Source organism: Actinoplanes teichomyceticus ATCC 31121, assembly GCF_003711105.1.
Taxonomy (GTDB): domain Bacteria; phylum Actinomycetota; class Actinomycetes; order Mycobacteriales; family Micromonosporaceae; genus Actinoplanes; species Actinoplanes teichomyceticus.
This window is the reverse complement of sequence record NZ_CP023865.1, coordinates 6,938,502-6,953,385: the sequence shown is the minus strand read 5'-3', so window position 1 is coordinate 6,953,385 and position 14,884 is coordinate 6,938,502. Positions and strand designations below refer to the sequence as shown.

17 protein-coding genes are annotated in these 14,884 nt (G+C 72.4%); 10 read left to right on the top strand and 7 right to left on the bottom strand.

What is annotated here, in order from left to right; translation table 11 throughout:
- Window positions 1-274: 274 nt before the first annotated feature.
- Both ACTEI_RS30450 and ACTEI_RS30445 read right to left on the bottom strand, forming a co-directional pair.
- Window positions 275-517: a DUF7455 domain-containing protein gene (locus tag ACTEI_RS30450; protein WP_122980785.1), complete on the bottom strand. Its 243-nt coding sequence runs from the start codon at window positions 515-517 to the stop codon at window positions 275-277.
- Between the two features lie 244 nt (window positions 518-761).
- The gene (locus ACTEI_RS30445) at window positions 762-2,333 is read right to left on the bottom strand and encodes an RNA polymerase sigma factor (RefSeq protein WP_122982509.1); all 1,572 of its coding nucleotides are present in this window, start codon (window positions 2,331-2,333) and stop codon (window positions 762-764) included.
- 273 nt (window positions 2,334-2,606) lie between these two features.
- Between ACTEI_RS30445 and ACTEI_RS30440 the strand changes: the two genes are divergently transcribed.
- Window positions 2,607-3,428: an inositol monophosphatase family protein gene (locus ACTEI_RS30440; protein WP_122980784.1), complete on the top strand. Its 822-nt coding sequence runs from the start codon at window positions 2,607-2,609 to the stop codon at window positions 3,426-3,428.
- A gap of 22 nt (window positions 3,429-3,450) precedes the next feature.
- On the opposite strand, the gene ACTEI_RS30435 is transcribed toward ACTEI_RS30440, so the two are convergent.
- On the bottom strand, window positions 3,451-3,999 hold the full coding sequence (locus ACTEI_RS30435; protein WP_122980783.1) for a LytR C-terminal domain-containing protein: 549 nt from the start codon (window positions 3,997-3,999) through the stop codon (window positions 3,451-3,453).
- Window positions 4,000-4,346: 347 nt separating this feature from the next.
- Between ACTEI_RS30435 and ACTEI_RS30430 the strand changes: the two genes are divergently transcribed.
- A complete protein-coding gene (locus tag ACTEI_RS30430) occupies window positions 4,347-4,643 on the top strand; it encodes a DUF4193 domain-containing protein (RefSeq protein WP_014694055.1) in 297 nt (98 codons plus the stop codon).
- A gap of 126 nt (window positions 4,644-4,769) precedes the next feature.
- Window positions 4,770-5,621, top strand: coding sequence for a hypothetical protein (locus ACTEI_RS30425; protein ID WP_239082098.1), 852 nt, complete (start codon window positions 4,770-4,772; stop codon window positions 5,619-5,621).
- On the opposite strand, the gene ACTEI_RS30420 is transcribed toward ACTEI_RS30425, so the two are convergent.
- Window positions 5,587-6,099 (bottom strand): DUF3093 domain-containing protein, encoded by a 513-nt coding sequence (locus ACTEI_RS30420; protein ID WP_122980782.1) that lies wholly within the window; start codon window positions 6,097-6,099, stop codon window positions 5,587-5,589. The genes ACTEI_RS30425 and ACTEI_RS30420 overlap by 35 nt on opposite strands.
- Window positions 6,100-6,192: 93 nt before the next feature.
- On the opposite strand from ACTEI_RS30420, the gene dut reads away from it, so the two are divergent.
- The 4 genes from dut to ACTEI_RS30400 are packed head-to-tail and all read left to right on the top strand — an operon-like array spanning window position 6,193 to window position 8,538.
- Window positions 6,193-6,645 carry a dUTP diphosphatase gene (gene dut / locus ACTEI_RS30415; protein WP_122980781.1) on the top strand — a complete coding sequence of 151 codons (453 nt, stop codon included), beginning with the start codon at window positions 6,193-6,195 and terminating at the stop codon, window positions 6,643-6,645.
- A 20-nt stretch (window positions 6,646-6,665) separates the two neighbouring features.
- Window positions 6,666-7,313 (top strand): DUF3710 domain-containing protein, encoded by a 648-nt coding sequence (locus ACTEI_RS30410; protein ID WP_122980780.1) that lies wholly within the window; start codon window positions 6,666-6,668, stop codon window positions 7,311-7,313.
- A gap of 59 nt (window positions 7,314-7,372) precedes the next feature.
- Entirely contained in the window at window positions 7,373-7,750 is a 378-nt protein-coding gene (locus ACTEI_RS30405) for an OB-fold nucleic acid binding domain-containing protein (RefSeq protein ID WP_187645875.1), read from the top strand.
- A complete protein-coding gene (locus ACTEI_RS30400; protein ID WP_122980778.1) occupies window positions 7,747-8,538 on the top strand; it encodes a DUF3159 domain-containing protein in 792 nt (263 codons plus the stop codon). The genes ACTEI_RS30405 and ACTEI_RS30400 overlap by 4 nt, the downstream gene beginning before the upstream one ends.
- On the opposite strand, the gene ACTEI_RS30395 is transcribed toward ACTEI_RS30400, so the two are convergent.
- Together ACTEI_RS30395 and ACTEI_RS30390 are read right to left on the bottom strand one after the other, a co-directional pair.
- Complete coding sequence (locus ACTEI_RS30395; protein ID WP_122980777.1) at window positions 8,535-9,200, bottom strand: potassium channel family protein; 666 nt, start codon at window positions 9,198-9,200, stop codon at window positions 8,535-8,537. The two genes, ACTEI_RS30400 and ACTEI_RS30395, sit on opposite strands and share 4 nt — an antisense overlap.
- 1 nt (window position 9,201) lies before the next feature.
- The gene (locus ACTEI_RS30390; protein ID WP_122982507.1) at window positions 9,202-9,867 is read right to left on the bottom strand and encodes a potassium channel family protein; all 666 of its coding nucleotides are present in this window, start codon (window positions 9,865-9,867) and stop codon (window positions 9,202-9,204) included.
- A gap of 113 nt (window positions 9,868-9,980) precedes the next feature.
- On the opposite strand from ACTEI_RS30390, the gene ACTEI_RS30385 reads away from it, so the two are divergent.
- Both ACTEI_RS30385 and ACTEI_RS30380 read left to right on the top strand, forming a co-directional pair.
- Window positions 9,981-12,026, top strand: coding sequence for an APC family permease (locus tag ACTEI_RS30385; protein WP_122980776.1), 2,046 nt, complete (start codon window positions 9,981-9,983; stop codon window positions 12,024-12,026).
- The gene (locus tag ACTEI_RS30380) at window positions 12,023-13,327 is read left to right on the top strand and encodes a class I SAM-dependent RNA methyltransferase (protein WP_122980775.1); all 1,305 of its coding nucleotides are present in this window, start codon (window positions 12,023-12,025) and stop codon (window positions 13,325-13,327) included. The genes ACTEI_RS30385 and ACTEI_RS30380 overlap by 4 nt, the downstream gene beginning before the upstream one ends.
- Here ACTEI_RS30380 and ACTEI_RS30375 read toward each other — a convergent pair.
- Window positions 13,235-13,693: a MerR family transcriptional regulator gene (locus ACTEI_RS30375; RefSeq protein ID WP_122980774.1), complete on the bottom strand. Its 459-nt coding sequence runs from the start codon at window positions 13,691-13,693 to the stop codon at window positions 13,235-13,237. The two genes, ACTEI_RS30380 and ACTEI_RS30375, sit on opposite strands and share 93 nt — an antisense overlap.
- A gap of 99 nt (window positions 13,694-13,792) precedes the next feature.
- Between ACTEI_RS30375 and ACTEI_RS30370 the strand changes: the two genes are divergently transcribed.
- Window positions 13,793-14,866: an alkene reductase gene (locus ACTEI_RS30370; protein WP_122980773.1), complete on the top strand. Its 1,074-nt coding sequence runs from the start codon at window positions 13,793-13,795 to the stop codon at window positions 14,864-14,866.
- Window positions 14,867-14,884: the final 18 nt, after the last annotated feature.

Sequence of the window (14,884 nt, the reverse complement as noted above, 5' to 3'; positions counted from 1 at the left end):
GCCTGGCGGCGGCGTGACCGCGCGCCCGGACGGCCCGCGTGGCGGCGTGACCGCGCGCCCGGACGGCCCGCGTGGCGGGGTGACCGCGCGCCCGGACGGCCCGCGTGGCGGGGTGACCGCGCGCCCGGACGGCCCGCGTGGCGGGGTGACCGCGCGCCCCGGACGGCTCGCGCCGCGCCGCTCGCTGGACACACCGAAGGGGCGCCCCGCAGGAGGCGCCCCTTCGGTGTCACGTCTTCAGTTTTGGGGGACCGTTGTCGGTCTTTATCGGCTGTTAGTTGCTGGAGTTCGACATCATGTCTGCGCCGCGCCAGGTGAACTCCGGATCGGCGGAGAACTGCACCGCGATCTTCACCAGGTCCTCGGCGTAGCGGTTGGCGTGGTGGCCGCAGAACACCAGCTCGCCACCGCCCGCCAGGGTCAAACGGAGCTTCCCTGCTGCATTGCAGCGGTCGCACCGTTCATCGGCTGCTGGGCCGGCCAGGCTTCCCGCCGGCGGCGTGAGGGTCGGGGTCATCGCCTTCCTCCTCTGTTCGTCACCGATGAACATGTTCCTCGGCTACTGCTCACACATCGTGCAACACCCTGCGCCGTTGCAGCCTTCCCAGAGTGCCCCGGGGGGACCGACGTCACACCGGTTCGGACTAGTGTGCCGTGATCCCAGGGTGCCACGTCAACGATCACTTCTACACAACGGTCCGATCACCACCCGTTGATGTACGGATGGTGACCAAACAGACACGTAATGTTGACTGAATGTCCTAGTCGAGGTAGTCGCGCAGGACCTGCGACCGGGACGGGTGCCGCAACTTCGACATCGTCTTGGACTCGATCTGCCGGATCCGCTCGCGGGTGACGCCGTACACCTGGCCGATCTCGTCCAGGGTGCGCGGCTGCCCGTCGGTCAGGCCGAACCGCAGCCGGACCACGCCCGCCTCCCGCTCGGAGAGCGTCTGCAGCACCTGCTGGAGCTGGTCCTGCAGCAGCGAGAAGGAGACCGCGTCGACCGCGACGACCGCCTCGGAGTCCTCGATGAAGTCCCCGAGCTGGCTGTCGCCCTCGTCGCCGATCGTCTGGTCCAGGGAGATGGGCTCACGCGCGTACTGCTGGATCTCCAGCACCTTCTCCGGCGTGATGTCCATTTCCTTGGCCAGCTCCTCCGGGGTGGGCTCGCGGCCCAGGTCCTGGAGCAGCTCGCGCTGGATGCGGCCGAGCTTGTTGATGACCTCGACCATGTGCACCGGGATGCGGATGGTGCGGGCCTGGTCGGCCATGGCGCGGGTGATCGCCTGGCGGATCCACCAGGTGGCGTACGTGGAGAACTTGTAGCCCTTGGTGTAGTCGAACTTCTCGACCGCGCGGATCAGGCCGAGGTTGCCCTCCTGGATCAGGTCGAGGAAGGCCATGCCGCGACCGGTGTACCGCTTGGCCAGCGAGACCACGAGTCGCAGGTTCGCCTCGAGCAGGTGGTTCTTGGCCCGCTCGCCGTCCCGGTTGATCCACTTGAGGTCGCGCTCGAAGTTGCGTTCGAGCACCTCCTCGCCCTCCTCGGCGGCCCGCAGCCGCTCGGCGGCGTAGAGGCCGGCCTCGATCCGCTTGGCGAGCTCGACCTCCTGCTCCGCGTTGAGCAGCGGGACCTTGCCGATCTGCTTGAGGTAGGCGCGGACCGAGTCGGCCGACGCGGTCAGTTCCGCGTCGCGACGGGCCTGCTTGAGGGCCTCGGACTCCTCGTCGTCCCACTCGAAGTCGCCGTCGGTGGCGGAGCTGGCGGCGTCCGAGGCGGCGGCCTCGACCATCGCGGCCGGCTCCTCGACGACCACGTCCTCGATCTCGGCGGCCAGCTCTTCGGGATCGATGTCCTCGCCCGGGCCGTCCTCGCCGGGCTTGGCGGCCTTGGCGGGCGCGGCCTTGGCGGCCGCGGTGGCGGCCTTGCGGGCCGGGGCGGCCTTGGCCGCGGCGGTGGTCTTGCGGACGGGCGCGGCCTTCTTGGCCGGGGCCGCCGGGTCACCGCCGGTCGGGGCGGACTGCTTGGGCGCGGGCGCCGCCTTCTTCACCGCGGCGGTCTTGGCGGTGGTCGCCTTCGACGCCGGGGTGGCGGAGCGGGCGGCGGCCACCTTGCGGCGGGTGCTCGCCGAGCCGTCGACGACGACGGTGATTCCGGCGTCCACCAGGCCGCGCAGGATCTTCTTGGCCTGCGCCGGGTTGACCGCGGCGGACTCGAGCGTATGCGCGACCTGGGCCGAAGTGAGCTGCCCGCCCGCACCCTGAGCATGGGTGATCAAGGCCTCGGTGAGAGAGCGAACGTCGGCACCGTTCTGGTGGGCTTCTGTCACGAATGACCTTCCGGAGGCGATGAGGTTGGGCACGGCCAGGATCCAGCGCAGCACGCGGGGGCGAGTCTCGCCGGAGTCGATGTGGGAGCCCCCGGTCCGCGGAGCGTCCCGCTGTGCCTGTCGATGAAGCTCAGCGAGTGTCCGTGAAGCGTGGGCAGGGGTGAATTGTAGCGCCGTCCAACGAGATCCTCCCCCCGCAGCACGCCGCCGGGGGCCGACGACCTCGTCAGAGACGCTTCGGGCGAGAATCGTATCGGCGGAAAGGACCGATACGTGAGCGAGATTCGACCGGGCCCGGCGCCCGAAGAGTTGCTGGAGATCGCCGTCCGGGTGGCGCGGGAGGCGGCGGCCACCGCCCGCCGCATGCGCGACGAGGCGATCGGCGACGTGCAGACCAAGAGCACCGACACCGACGTCGTCACCGCGGCGGACAGGGCGGTCGAGCGGCAGGTGGTGGAGGCGCTACGGGCGCGGCGGCCGGGCGACGCGGTGCTCGGCGAGGAGTACGGCGGCGACACGACCGCCGCGCCCGGCGCGGTCCGCTGGATCCTGGACCCGATCGACGGGACCGTGAACTACCTGTACGGCCTGCCGCAGTACGCGGTCTCGCTGGCCGCCGAGGTGGACGGCGAGGTGGTGGCCGGGGTGGTGCGCAACCCGGCCACCGGCGACGAGTGGACCGCGACGCGCGGTGGCGGAGCGTGGCGGGACGGCCGCCGGCTGACCTGCTCCGGGGAGACCGTGCTGGGACAGGCGCTGGTCGGCACCGGCTTCGGCTACGATCCGCGCCGGCGGGCGCACCAGGGCCAGGTCCTCGCCAAGATGATCACCCGGGTGCGGGACATCCGGCGGATGGGCGCGGCGGCCCTGGACCTCTGCCTGGCCGCCGAGGGCCGGCTGGACGCGTTCTTCGAGAAGGGCCTCAACCCGTGGGACCACGCCGCCGGTGGGCTGATCGCGGCCGAGGCCGGGATGGTCGTCGCCGGGCTCGGCGGCGCGCCGGCCGGCCCGGACATGGTGGTGCTGGCGCCGCCCGGGCTCTTCCCGGCCCTGCACGACCTGCTGGTCGAGGTGGACGCCGCGGGCGGGCCGTGAGGCCGGGAGCCGCCGTGCCGGCTCAGTCGTCCTCGGGCTTCTTGGTGACGGGTTTGAGGCAGGCGCCCGGCGGGAGGGTCGGCTCACCGATCTCGACCAGCGACTGGTTCACCTCGGTGGTGGTCGCCAGCTGCTGGAATTGGCCGCCGATGACGATTTCGACGACCTCGCCCTTACGCTTGGCGTTGTAGACCATGTCCGACTGGGCCAGGAAGTACGCCTGCACGAGCTGGGCCTTGCCGACGGCGTCGGGGCCGAACCGGATCTCCGCGACGCCCTTGTACTTCGTCTTGCTCTTGCCCGAGGGCTGAACGGTGAACCGGCGGTTCTTGAACTCGGTGGTGACGCTCTCCGCCAGGCCGGACCGGTTGGTGCCGTTGAGGACCTTGAGGGTCACCTCGGCGGGGTCGTCCGGCAGTCGCACGTCGGCGAGCGGGGCGCCGTCGGGGCAGTTGGCTCCGGTCGCGATGTCCGCCTGCTTGTCGCGGACCAGCGCCACGACGACGAACACGATCGCGGCCACGACGAGCACGCCGACGACGACGAGCGCTCGGACGCGCGCAAAGCTCATGGGGATGGCTCCAGGATCGACACGGCGGGCCCCGGTGAGGTCGCCGGGCCTGACGAGAGGTTAGCGTCTGTCCGCCAGGCGCGCGGAAACAGGGAATGCTTCCGGCGTGCCGACGATGATCCAGAGGCTGATACCCCTACTTTGATGTCGCCTCAGTCACATCGGGAACAATGTGCCGCCAGTGGGCGTACAACTGTGCCGCAACAGCGGTAAGGTTCCGCGCTCGCCGGACCCGTACCCGGTGTCCGAACGAGTGTCGGAAATCGTCCGGCGGAACCGGGAACCGAAACCATGTCGCCGGCGTTACTAACGCCAAGTGACACATCGATACAGGAGAGTGAAGACCGATGGCCACCGACTACGACGCTCCGCGTCGCGATGAGGTCGACCTCGGCGAGGACAGCCTCGAGGAGCTGAAGTCCCGTCGTGCTGACTCCCAGTCCGGCGCGGTGGACGTCGACGAGGTCGAGGTGGCGGAGAGCTTCGAGCTGCCGGGCGCCGACCTCGCCGACGAGGAGCTGACCGTCAAGGTGCTGCCGATGCAGACCGACGAGTTCCGCTGCTCCCGTTGTTTCCTCGTGCACCACCGGAGCCAGCTGGCGACCGAGCGCAACGGGGAGCTGATCTGCCGCGAGTGCGCCTGACCGGCGTGCTCGCGCGCGAAGCGCCCCGGCCCGGCGCCCGCCGGAAAGGACAGGGGGAGCCACACGGGGTTTGACCCGGGTGCGGAACCGGGCACTGTGCCGGTGACGACGACGGGGAGGACGACGATGGGTGAACCGGACCGCGTGCCCGGCGGCGAGGCCACCGGCCCCGGCGCGGAACCGTCCGCGCTCGGCGCCGATCCGCCCCGGACACCGGCCGAGGCTCCTGCCGACGTGGAACTGGGCCGCACCGTCGCGGCCCTCACCGCCGACGACCTGGAGTCGTCCGGCCGCCGGCGCCTGCTCGGCCGCCTGGCCGGGGACGTGCGCCGCCGTGGCGTGGGCCGGCTGTTCCGGCCCCGGGCGGCGCTGCGCTGGATGGCCGACGTGGTCGCCGACGTGGCCCCGCACGTCCCGGTGCGGAACCGGGAGACGCTGCGCCGGCATTTCCCGGGCCTGGACGACGACGCTCTCGCGGACCGGCTGATCCGCAATGCCGCCCGCGCGACAGCCGGCGTGGGCGCGGCCGGCGGTGGGGTCGCGTCCATCGAATGGATCGCCGCGCCGACGTTGCTGACCGCTCCGGTGCTGCTGGCCGCCGAGACCGTCGCCGTGGTCGCGGTCGAGCTGAAACTGATCGGCGAGCTGCACGAGGTGTACGGCGAGCCGATCCCCGGCAACGGCACCGAACGGGCCCTCACCCTGGTCCAGAGTTGGGCCGGCCGGCGCGGAGTCAATCCGCTCGTGCCCGGCGCCGGGGTGGCCGGTGTGCTGAGCACCGCGGCCCGCCGGGAACTGCAGATGTCACTGCTGCGCCGGTTCGGGCGCAACCTCACCACGATGGGTCCGATGCTCAGCGGCGCCGCCGTCGCCGGCTACCTGAACCGGCGCTCCACCCGCGCGGTCGGCGAGAAGGTGCGCGACGAGCTGCGCGAACGTGCCCTCAAGAGGCCTGACCGGCGCGTGCTCGGCGACTGACCGCGAGCAGCGCGGTGGCCAGCTCGACCGGCCGCCGGGTGCTGACCACCCAGTACGGCGTCGGATCGGCCGGATCGTCCAGCAGCACTTGCACGGCGCCGCCGATCCACGGGCGCTGCACCACGAACGCGAGCGGGTGCGCGCCGACCCCGAGTGCCTCCCGCTTGCCGGCCGCGTCCAGGGCCACCACGTCGGCGATCACCGCGACCGGCAGCCGCGCGTCGTCGACCAGGAACTCGCTGTCGCGTACCTCGACCCGCAGCCGTCCCAGCGGGAGCAGCAGCAGGGCGGAGAGCGGCAGCAGCACCGCGTAGGGCAGCCAGGCGGGCAGCCCGGGGAAGCCCAGGGTCAGCTCGGTGGCCAGGATCGCGCCGACCAGGAGACCGGCCGGCCACGCCCACCACGGCAGGCGCAGACGCTCCCGGTGGAACTCGTCGCTGCGGTCCGGGAAGCCGCGGGCCGGGGACTGGGGTGTCACCCTCGAAGGGTACGGCGCGCCTCCGGGGCGGGGCGCGGCAGGATGGCAGGGTAGGCACCGCCCGAAGCCGTACCCACGTGAGGAAAGCCCACCGTGACCGACGTAGTCATCCAGGTCCGAAGGATCGACCCGGAGCTGCCCCTGCCGGCGTACGCGCACCCGGGGGACGCCGGCGCGGACCTGGTGGCGGCGGAGGACGCGGAGCTCACGCCGGGTGCCCGGGTCAAGGTCCGGACCGGCATCGCGGTCGCCATCCCGGACGGCTTCGTCGGGCTGGTCCACCCGCGTTCCGGACTGGCCGCTCGCCTCGGGGTGACGGTGCTCAACGCGCCCGGTACGGTCGACGCCGGGTACCGCGGCGAGATCCTCGTCAACCTGATCAATCACGACCGGGCGCAGACCGTGAAGATCGCCCGCGGTGACCGGATCGCGCAGCTCGTCGTCCAGCGGGTGGAGCGGGCGGTGTTCCACGCGGTGGACACCCTCGACGACACCTCGCGGGGCGCGGGCGGGCACGGTTCGACCGGTGGCCACCAGGCCCTCTGAGCAAGGAAAGGCTGGCAGTGATGTTCTCCCGTAAGCGTGGTGGCGCCAAGCACGTCCGCGCGGCCGACGCGCCGCCCTCCAAGGCGCTCGCCCAGAGCCTGGCGGCCGACGGGGAGCCCCCCGCGCCCGAGTTCGGCCCCTGGGACGTCAAGCACGCCCCGGCCGACGTGCAGCGGCTCGACCTGGGCAGCCTGCAGATCCCGGCGATCGAGGGTGTCGAGGTGCGGGTGCAGGCCAACCCGGACGGCGGGGTGGAGCAGATCGTCCTGGTGGACGGCGAGAGCGCCCTGCAGCTGGGGGTGTTCGCGGCGCCGCGGACCGAGGGCATCTGGGACGAGGTGCGCGAGGAGATCGCCACCGCGATGGCCGCCGACGGGGTCCAGGCCCGTGAGGTGTCCGGCCGGTACGGCACCGAGCTGGTGGCCCGGGTGAACACCCCGGACGGCCCGGCCGACGTGCGCTTCGTCGGCGTGGACGGTCCGCGCTGGATGGTCCGGGCGCTGTTCCAGGGCGCGGCGGCGGGCGACCCGTCCCGCGAGGGCGTGCTCGGGGTGGCGCTGGAGGGCCTGGTCGTGGTCCGGGACAACGAGCCCCGGCCGGTCCGCGAGCCGCTGCCGCTGCGGCTGCCCCGGGAGATGGCCGAGCAGGGCCCCGCACAGCAGGTTTGACGGCCGATCGGCGTACCGTGGGGTGGATGGCGGCTGTCGAGAAGGGTGACACCGGGGTCATGACCACCGAACAGCGCACCGGCCTGCGCCGGTTCCTCGACCGGTTGACGGCGACCGACTCCGAGCTGGACGCCCAGCAGCTGCAGCGGGACGTGGCCAAGTGCGGCGCGATGCCGGCCGGCCAGTGCCGGCGCGGTCAGGTCGTTTCGGTGTCCGGACGGCTGCGGACCGTGGCGTACACTCCTCGCACCAACCTGCCCACCCTGGAGGCTGATCTCTGGGACGGCAGCGACGTGGTGACGCTGGTCTTCCTGGGCCGCCGGTCGATCGCCGGCATCGAGCCCGGGCGCCAGCTCACCGCGCGCGGCCGGGTCGCGATCCGGGACGACCGCAAGGTCATCTACAACCCGTACTACGAGCTGGAGGCGCCGCGGTGACACCCGGCCACGAGCCGCGCCACGTGGCGCACGAAAGCGTCGAGGAGCGGCTCGCCGAGGACATCGTCGAGGAGCTGGACCTGCACCCGGTGCCGGAGCCCGGCGCCGCGGCCACCGACGAGGAGGAACCCCTCCCGTCGATGAGCGAGCAGATCGCCGAGCAGCTCGGCGGGGTCCGCGGGCTGATCGAGTCGAGCGTTCCGGTGCTCGCGTTCGTGGTGCTGAACGTGCTGTTCGGCGAGTCCGTGCTGGGCCTGGAGAAGCGTTCCGCGCTGCTCTGGGCGATCGTCGGCTCGGTCGGCTCGGCGGTGGCCATCGGGCTCGTCCGGCTGGCCCGCAAGCAGCCGGTCCGGCACGCGGTGAACGGCCTGTTCGGCATCGCCGTCGGGGCGTACCTGGCCTGGCGGACCGGGGAGGCGAAGGACTTCTACCTGCCCGGCATCCTGCTCACCTTCGGCCAGGCCGGGGTGCTGCTGCTGTCGGTGGCGTTCCGCAAGCCGCTGATCGGGTACGCCTGGGGCATCATGGCCAACAAGGGCCGGCAGGACTGGTTCGGCAACGCCCGCCTGTTCCGGACGTTCCAGTGGCTGACCCTGCTCTGGGTCGCCTCGCTCAGCCTGCGCGCCGGGATCCAGTACTACCTGTGGGCGATCGGCGAGGCGAACGCCCTCGGCATCGTCCGGATCCTGGTGAGCTGGCCGATCTACGCCGCGACGTTCGCCTTCACCGCCTGGGCCATCCACCGGGTGACCTCCGCCCAGCGCGCCGGCGAGGCGGTCGCCCCCTAGGGCGCGGTGCCCAGGACCACGGCGCGGATCTGGTCCTCGACCTCGCTGATGCACACGAAGATCAGCTCGTCGCCGGCCTCCAGCGGGTCGTCCGGGGTCGGCACCACGACCCGCTTGCCACGCAGGATGGCGACCAACGCGGCGTCGTGCGGGATCGGCACCGAGCGCAGCGGCTTGCCCTCGTACGGCGCGTTCCGGGGCAGGGTGATCTCCACCAGGTTGGCCTCGCCCTGCCGGAACGTCATCAGCCGGACCAGGTCGCCGACCGTGACCGCCTCCTCGACCAGGGCGGCCATCAGACGCGGCTTGCTGACCGCCACGTCCACCCCCCACTGCTCGGTGAACAGCCACTCGTTCTCCGCCCGGTTCACCCGGGCCACCACCCGGCCGACCGCGAACTCGGTCTTGGCCAGCAGCGACACCACCAGGTTCGCCTTGTCGTCGCCGGTCGCCGCGACCACCACGTCGCAGGACGCGACGTCGGCCTCCTCCAGGCTGCTCAACTCGCAGGCGTCGGCGAGCACCCACTGCGCCTCGGGCACCCGCTCCGGGCAGAGCTGGCGCGGCTGCCGCTCGATCAGCATCACCTCGTGGCCGTTGCCGATGAGCTCCTGAGCGATGGAGCGGCCCACGTTGCCGGCTCCCGCGATGGCGATGCGCATGTCAGTGTCCCTCGTTTCCGGCGCGGCCGGCGATGTCCAGAACCTTGCCCACGGTGTCGTCGGTGACCAGCATGAACACCTGGTCGCCGTCCTGCAGCACGGTGGACGGCTGGGCCAGCGCGCCCACCCCGAACCGGGTCAGGTACGCCACCCGGGCGCCGGTCTGCTCCTCCAGGGTCTGCAGCGTCCGGCCCACCCAGTCCCGGTGCAGCGGCGTCTCCACGATGCTGACCACGCTGGTCGGGTCGCGGAACACCTCGTTGCGGTCCTCGGGCACCAGGTGCCGGAACATCCGGTCGGCGGCCCAGCGGATGGTCGCCACGGTCGGGATGCCGAGCCGCTCGTACACCTGGGCGCGCTTGGCGTCGTAGATGCGGGCCACCACCCGGTGCACGCCGAACGTCTCGCGGGCCAGCCGGGCCGAGATGATGTTCGAGTTGTCGCCGCTGGAGACCGCGGCGAACGCGTCCGCCCGCTCGATCCCGGCGGCGCGCAGCACGTCCCGGTCGAAGCCGATCCCGTTCACCGTGATGCCGCCGAAGTCCGAGCCCAGCCGCCGGAACGCCTCGGCGTCCCGGTCGATCACGGCGACCTGGTGGCCGCGCGCGTCGAGGCTCTGCGCCAGCGTGGAGCCGAGCCGGCCACACCCCATGATCACCACGTGCACGGTCGTGTCCTCCCCCATCGCCTGCCGTCGTTGATGAGCCTGCCATGCCTGAATGCCGCACGGTGTCCGGGGCGGGCTACGCCCGATCAGGTACAGCCGTACCCTTGGCACTCGTGGCAAGTACCACCTCTCTAGCCAAGCGGCTGCTCCTCGGGCGGCCGTTCCGCTCGGACAAGCTGCAGCACACACTGCTGCCCAAGCGGATCGCCCTGCCCGTGTTCGCCAGCGACGCGCTCTCCAGCGTGGCGTACGCGCCCGACGAGATCCTGCTGACCCTCTCGATCGCCGGGGCGGCCGCGTTCGCCATCTCGCCGTGGGTGACGCTCGCCGTGGCCGTGGTGATGGTCACCGTGGTCGCCAGCTACCGGCAGAACGTGCACGCGTACCCCTCCGGCGGCGGCGACTACGAGGTGGCCACGGTCAACCACGGGCCGCGCGCCGGTCTCGGCGTGGCCAGCGCGCTGCTGGTGGATTACATCCTCACCGTCGCGGTGTCGATCTCCTCCGGTGTCAACAACCTGAGCTCGGTGCTGCCGTGGCCGTGGGTGACGGAGAACAAGGTCGGTATCGCGGTCGGCGCGGTGCTGCTGCTGACCGCGCTCAATCTACGCGGGCTGCGCGAGTCCGGCATCGCGTTCGCCATCCCGACGTACCTGTTCATCATCATGATCCTCGGCATGATCCTGACCGGGCTGTTCCGGATCGTCGTGCTCGGTGAGGATCTGCGCGCGCCCAGCGCCGCGCTGACCATCGCCGCCGAGGAGCACCACCTCACCAGCTTCGCCTTCGTGTTCCTGCTGTTGCGGACGTTCTCCTCGGGCTGTGCCGCGCTCACCGGCGTCGAGGCGATCTCCAACGGTGTGCCCGCGTTCAAGCCGCCGAAGAGCCGCAACGCCGCCACCACGCTGATGCTGCTGGGCGGTCTCGCCATCGTGATGCTGTCCGGCATCATCATGCTGTCGCGGATGACCCACCTGCAGTACGTCGAGGACCCGGCCACGCAGATCGTCGCCAACCCCGGCTTCTACGAGCAGAAGACCGTCACCGCGCAGCTGGCCGAGACCGTGTTCGGTCACGGCTCGGTCCTGTTCCTGCTGACCGGCGCGGTGACCGCGCTGATCCTGTTCCTGGCCGCGAACACCGCCTTCAACGGATTCCCGGTGCTCGGCTCGATCCTGGCCCAGGACCGGTACCTGCCCCGGCAGTTCCACACCCGCGGCGACCGGCTGGCGTTCAGCAACGGCATCGTCTTCCTGGCCACCGCCGCGATCGTGCTGATCGTGGCGTTCCAGGCGGAGACCACCCGGCTGATCCAGCTGTACATCGTGGGCGTGTTCGTGTCGTTCACGCTGTCGCAGGCCGGCATGATCCGGCACTGGAACCGGCTGCTGCAGATCCAGCGCGACCCGGAGCGCCGGCGGCAGATGAAACGGTCCCGGGCGATCAACACGTTCGGCACCGGCCTGACCGGCGCGGTGCTGGTCGTCGTGCTGATCACCAAGTTCCTGCTGGGCGCGTGGATCGCGATCGCCGCGATGGTGGTGTTCTACGGGCTGATGCTGGCCATCCACCGGCACTACACCCGGGTCGCCGAGGAGTTGCAGCCGACCGAGGAACGGCCGGTGCTGCCCTCGCGCAACCACGCGGTCGTGCTGGTCAGCAAGGTGCACATGCCGACGCTGCGGGCGCTGGCGTACGCCCGGGCGACCCGGCCGGACACGATCACCGCGGTCACGGTGAACGTGGACGACAAGGACACCCGCAACATCCAGGCCGAGTGGGAGCGCCGCGAGCTGCCGGTGCCGCTGACCGTGGTGGACTCGCCGTACCGGGAGATCACCAAGCCGATCATCGACTTCGTCAAGGGCGTGCGCCGCGCCTCGCCGCGCGACGTGGTGACGGTCTTCGTCCCGGAGTACGTCGTCGGCCGCTGGTGGGAGAACCTGCTGCACAACCAGAGCGCGCTGCGGATCAAGGGCCGGCTGCTGTTCGAGCCCGGCGTGATGGTCACCAGCGTGCCCTGGCAGCTGCGCTCCAGCCAGGACCGGGACCTGGACCGGCTGGACCGCGGGCTGAGCCGGGCGCCCGCGCGCGGCCCGCGCTTCCACCCGCCGCAGCCCCCGGCCGACGCCGAGCGCAGTGGCGGTGAGCGGTCGTGACCGAACTCGGGACCGCCGCCGAGGACGACCTGGTCGAGGGCGACCGGATCGAGCTGACCGTGGGCGCGCCCGCGCACGGCGGGCACTGCGTGGCCCGGATCGGCGGCCCGCACGGCCGGGTGGTCTTCGTCCGGCACGCGCTGCCCGGCGAGCGGGTCACCGCCGAGATCACCGAACGGCACCGCGGATATCTGCGGGCCGACGCGGTGGTCGTGCACGAGGCGTCGCCGGACCGGGTGGAGCCGCCCTGCCGGTACGCCCGGCCCGGCCGCTGCGGCGGCTGCGACCTGCAGCACGTGGCGGGCGACGCGCAGCTGCGGTGGAAGGCGCAGGTGGTCCGGGAACAGCTGAGCCGGCTGGCCGGGCTGACGCCCGAGGAACAGGACCGGGTCTTCGTACGGGTGGAGCCGCTGCCGCCGGCCGACCCGGCCGGGTCGGCCCTGCTGGGCTGGCGCACCCGGGTGCGTTACGCGGTCGACGCCGCCGGCCGCCCCGGCCTGCTGCAGCACCGCTCGCACCAGGTGGTCCCGATCGACCGCTGCCTGATCGCGCACCCGGCGATCCAGCGGCTGGACCTGCTCCACCGGGAGTGGCCGGCCACCTCGGCCGTGCAGGCGGTGACCTCCGGCGCCGGCGAGGTCGTGGTCCTGGAACGCCCGGCCGGCACGTCCGGCGCGGCCGGCGACGACCCCACCGAGGAGCTGGGCGGCGCCGGCCTGGTCCGGCGCTCCGGCCCGGAACGGATCACCGAGGTCGCCGGGGAGCGCTCGTGGGAGCTCGCGCCGGAGGGCTTCTGGCAGGTGCACCCGGCGGCCGCCGCGACCCTGACCGAGGCGGTGCTGGACATGCTGCGGCCGGCCGACGGCGAGGTCTCCTGGGACCTGTACGGCGGGGCCGGCCTGTTCGCCGCCGCGGTGGCCGAGCGCACCGGCGCCCGCACCACGCTGGTCGAGTCGTCGCCGCTGGGGGTGGCGGCGGCCCGTGCCAACCTGGCCGACCTGCCCGGTGTGGAGGTGGTCGCGGCCCGGGTGGAGACGGCTCTCGGGCGGCGCCGGGTGACCGGCCCGGTGGACCTGGTCGTGCTGGACCCGCCGCGGGCCGGGGCGGGCGCGCGGGTGGTCCGGGACATCGTGGCCGCGCGGCCACGGGCGGTGGCCTACGTCGCCTGCGATCCGGCGGCGCTGGCGCGGGACGTGCGGACGTTCCGGTCACTGGGCTGGGACCTGGTCCGGCTGCGCGCCTTCGACTGCTTCCCGATGACACAGCATGTCGAGTGCGTCGCCCTGCTCCAGCCCGCCTGAGCCGGGCCGCAGCCGGGTGCGGTGCTCGGCCGAGACGGCCATCAGGCGGTCCAGCGAGTCCCGGGTGCGGATCAGCTCGTCGATGTGCGCGGAGAGCCGGTCGCGTTCCTGGGCCATCCGCTGCATCGCCGCGTCGGCGTTCTCCAGGCTGGGGGCGTCGACGCAGGGCAGCAGCTCGGCGATGGTGCGGCTGGACAGGCCGGCGGTGTACAGCCGCTGGATGAACGCCACCCGGTCGACCTCGTGGTCGGTGTAGTGGCGCTGCCCGCTGGGGCTGCGCACGCTGGTGAGCAGGCCCTGCTCCTCGTAGTACCGGACCGAGCGGACGCTGACTCCCGCCCGGGCCGCGAGATCGCCGATACGCACGTCGCCTCCCGTGTGTGACCTGTCGCGCACTGCTTGCCTCTGACGTCAATGTCAGGTTTTAGCGTAGCCGCCAGTCGGACGGATCACGGAGGACCTGACATGACCGACCTGTTCAGCGGTTTCCAGCTCGGCGACCTCAGCCTGCCCAACCGGGTGGTGATGGCGCCGATGAGCCGGGTGCGCGCGGCCGCGGGCGGGCTGGCCACCGCCTCGATGGCCACCTACTACGCGCAGCGGGCCACGGCCGGGCTGATCGTCAGCGAGGGCGTGCAGCCCAGCCTGATCGGCCAGTCCAACCCGGGCACCCCGGGACTGCACACCGACGCCCAGGTCGCCTCGTGGCGGCCGGTGACCGCGGCCGTGCACGCCAACGGTGGGCGGATCTTCGCGCAGGTGATGCACGGCGGGCGGGTGTCGCACCCGGACACCACCGGCCACGTGCCGGTCGGGCCCTCGGCGGTGGCCGCCACCGGCGCCGTCTTCACCCCGTCCGGGCCGCAGCCGGCCCCGGTGCCCCGGGAGCTGGCGACCGGGGAGGTGGCCGAGCACGTGGCGGCGTACGCCGGCGCGGCCCGCCGGGCGATCGAGGCCGGGTTCGACGGTGTCGAGCTGCACGGGGCGAACGGCTACCTGATCTCGCAGTTCCTCTCGTCGAACGCGAACCTGCGCACCGACCGCTACGGCGGGACGGTGACCGGGCGGATCCGGTTCGCGGTGGAGGCGGTGGCGGCCACGGTGGACGCGGTGGGCGCCGGCCGGACCGGGATCCGGCTGTCGCCCGGGGGCCGGTTCTGGGGCGTCGAGGAGCGCGACATCCTGGAGCTCTACACCGCGCTGCTGGGCGAGCTGGCCGGGTTGGGGATCGCGTACGTACACCTGGAGGCGACCGCGGAGCGGGAGCTGCTGACCGCGCTGCGCCGCCTCTGGCCCGGAGTGTTGATCATGAATCCGGTGCTGCCGATGGGGCCGAGGCAGACCGGCCGGGCGGAGGCCGAGGAGTGGCTGAGGCTGGGCGCCGAGCTGATCAGTTTCGGGCGCGCCTTCATCGCCAACCCCGACCTGGTGGAGCGGCTGCGGACCGGGGTCCCGCTGGCCCCGGTCGACGAGGCGACGTATTACCAGGGCGGGGACGCCGGGTACCTGACCTACCCGGCGTACCGGTACGCCGCCTGACGGCCGGCTCGTCCGGCG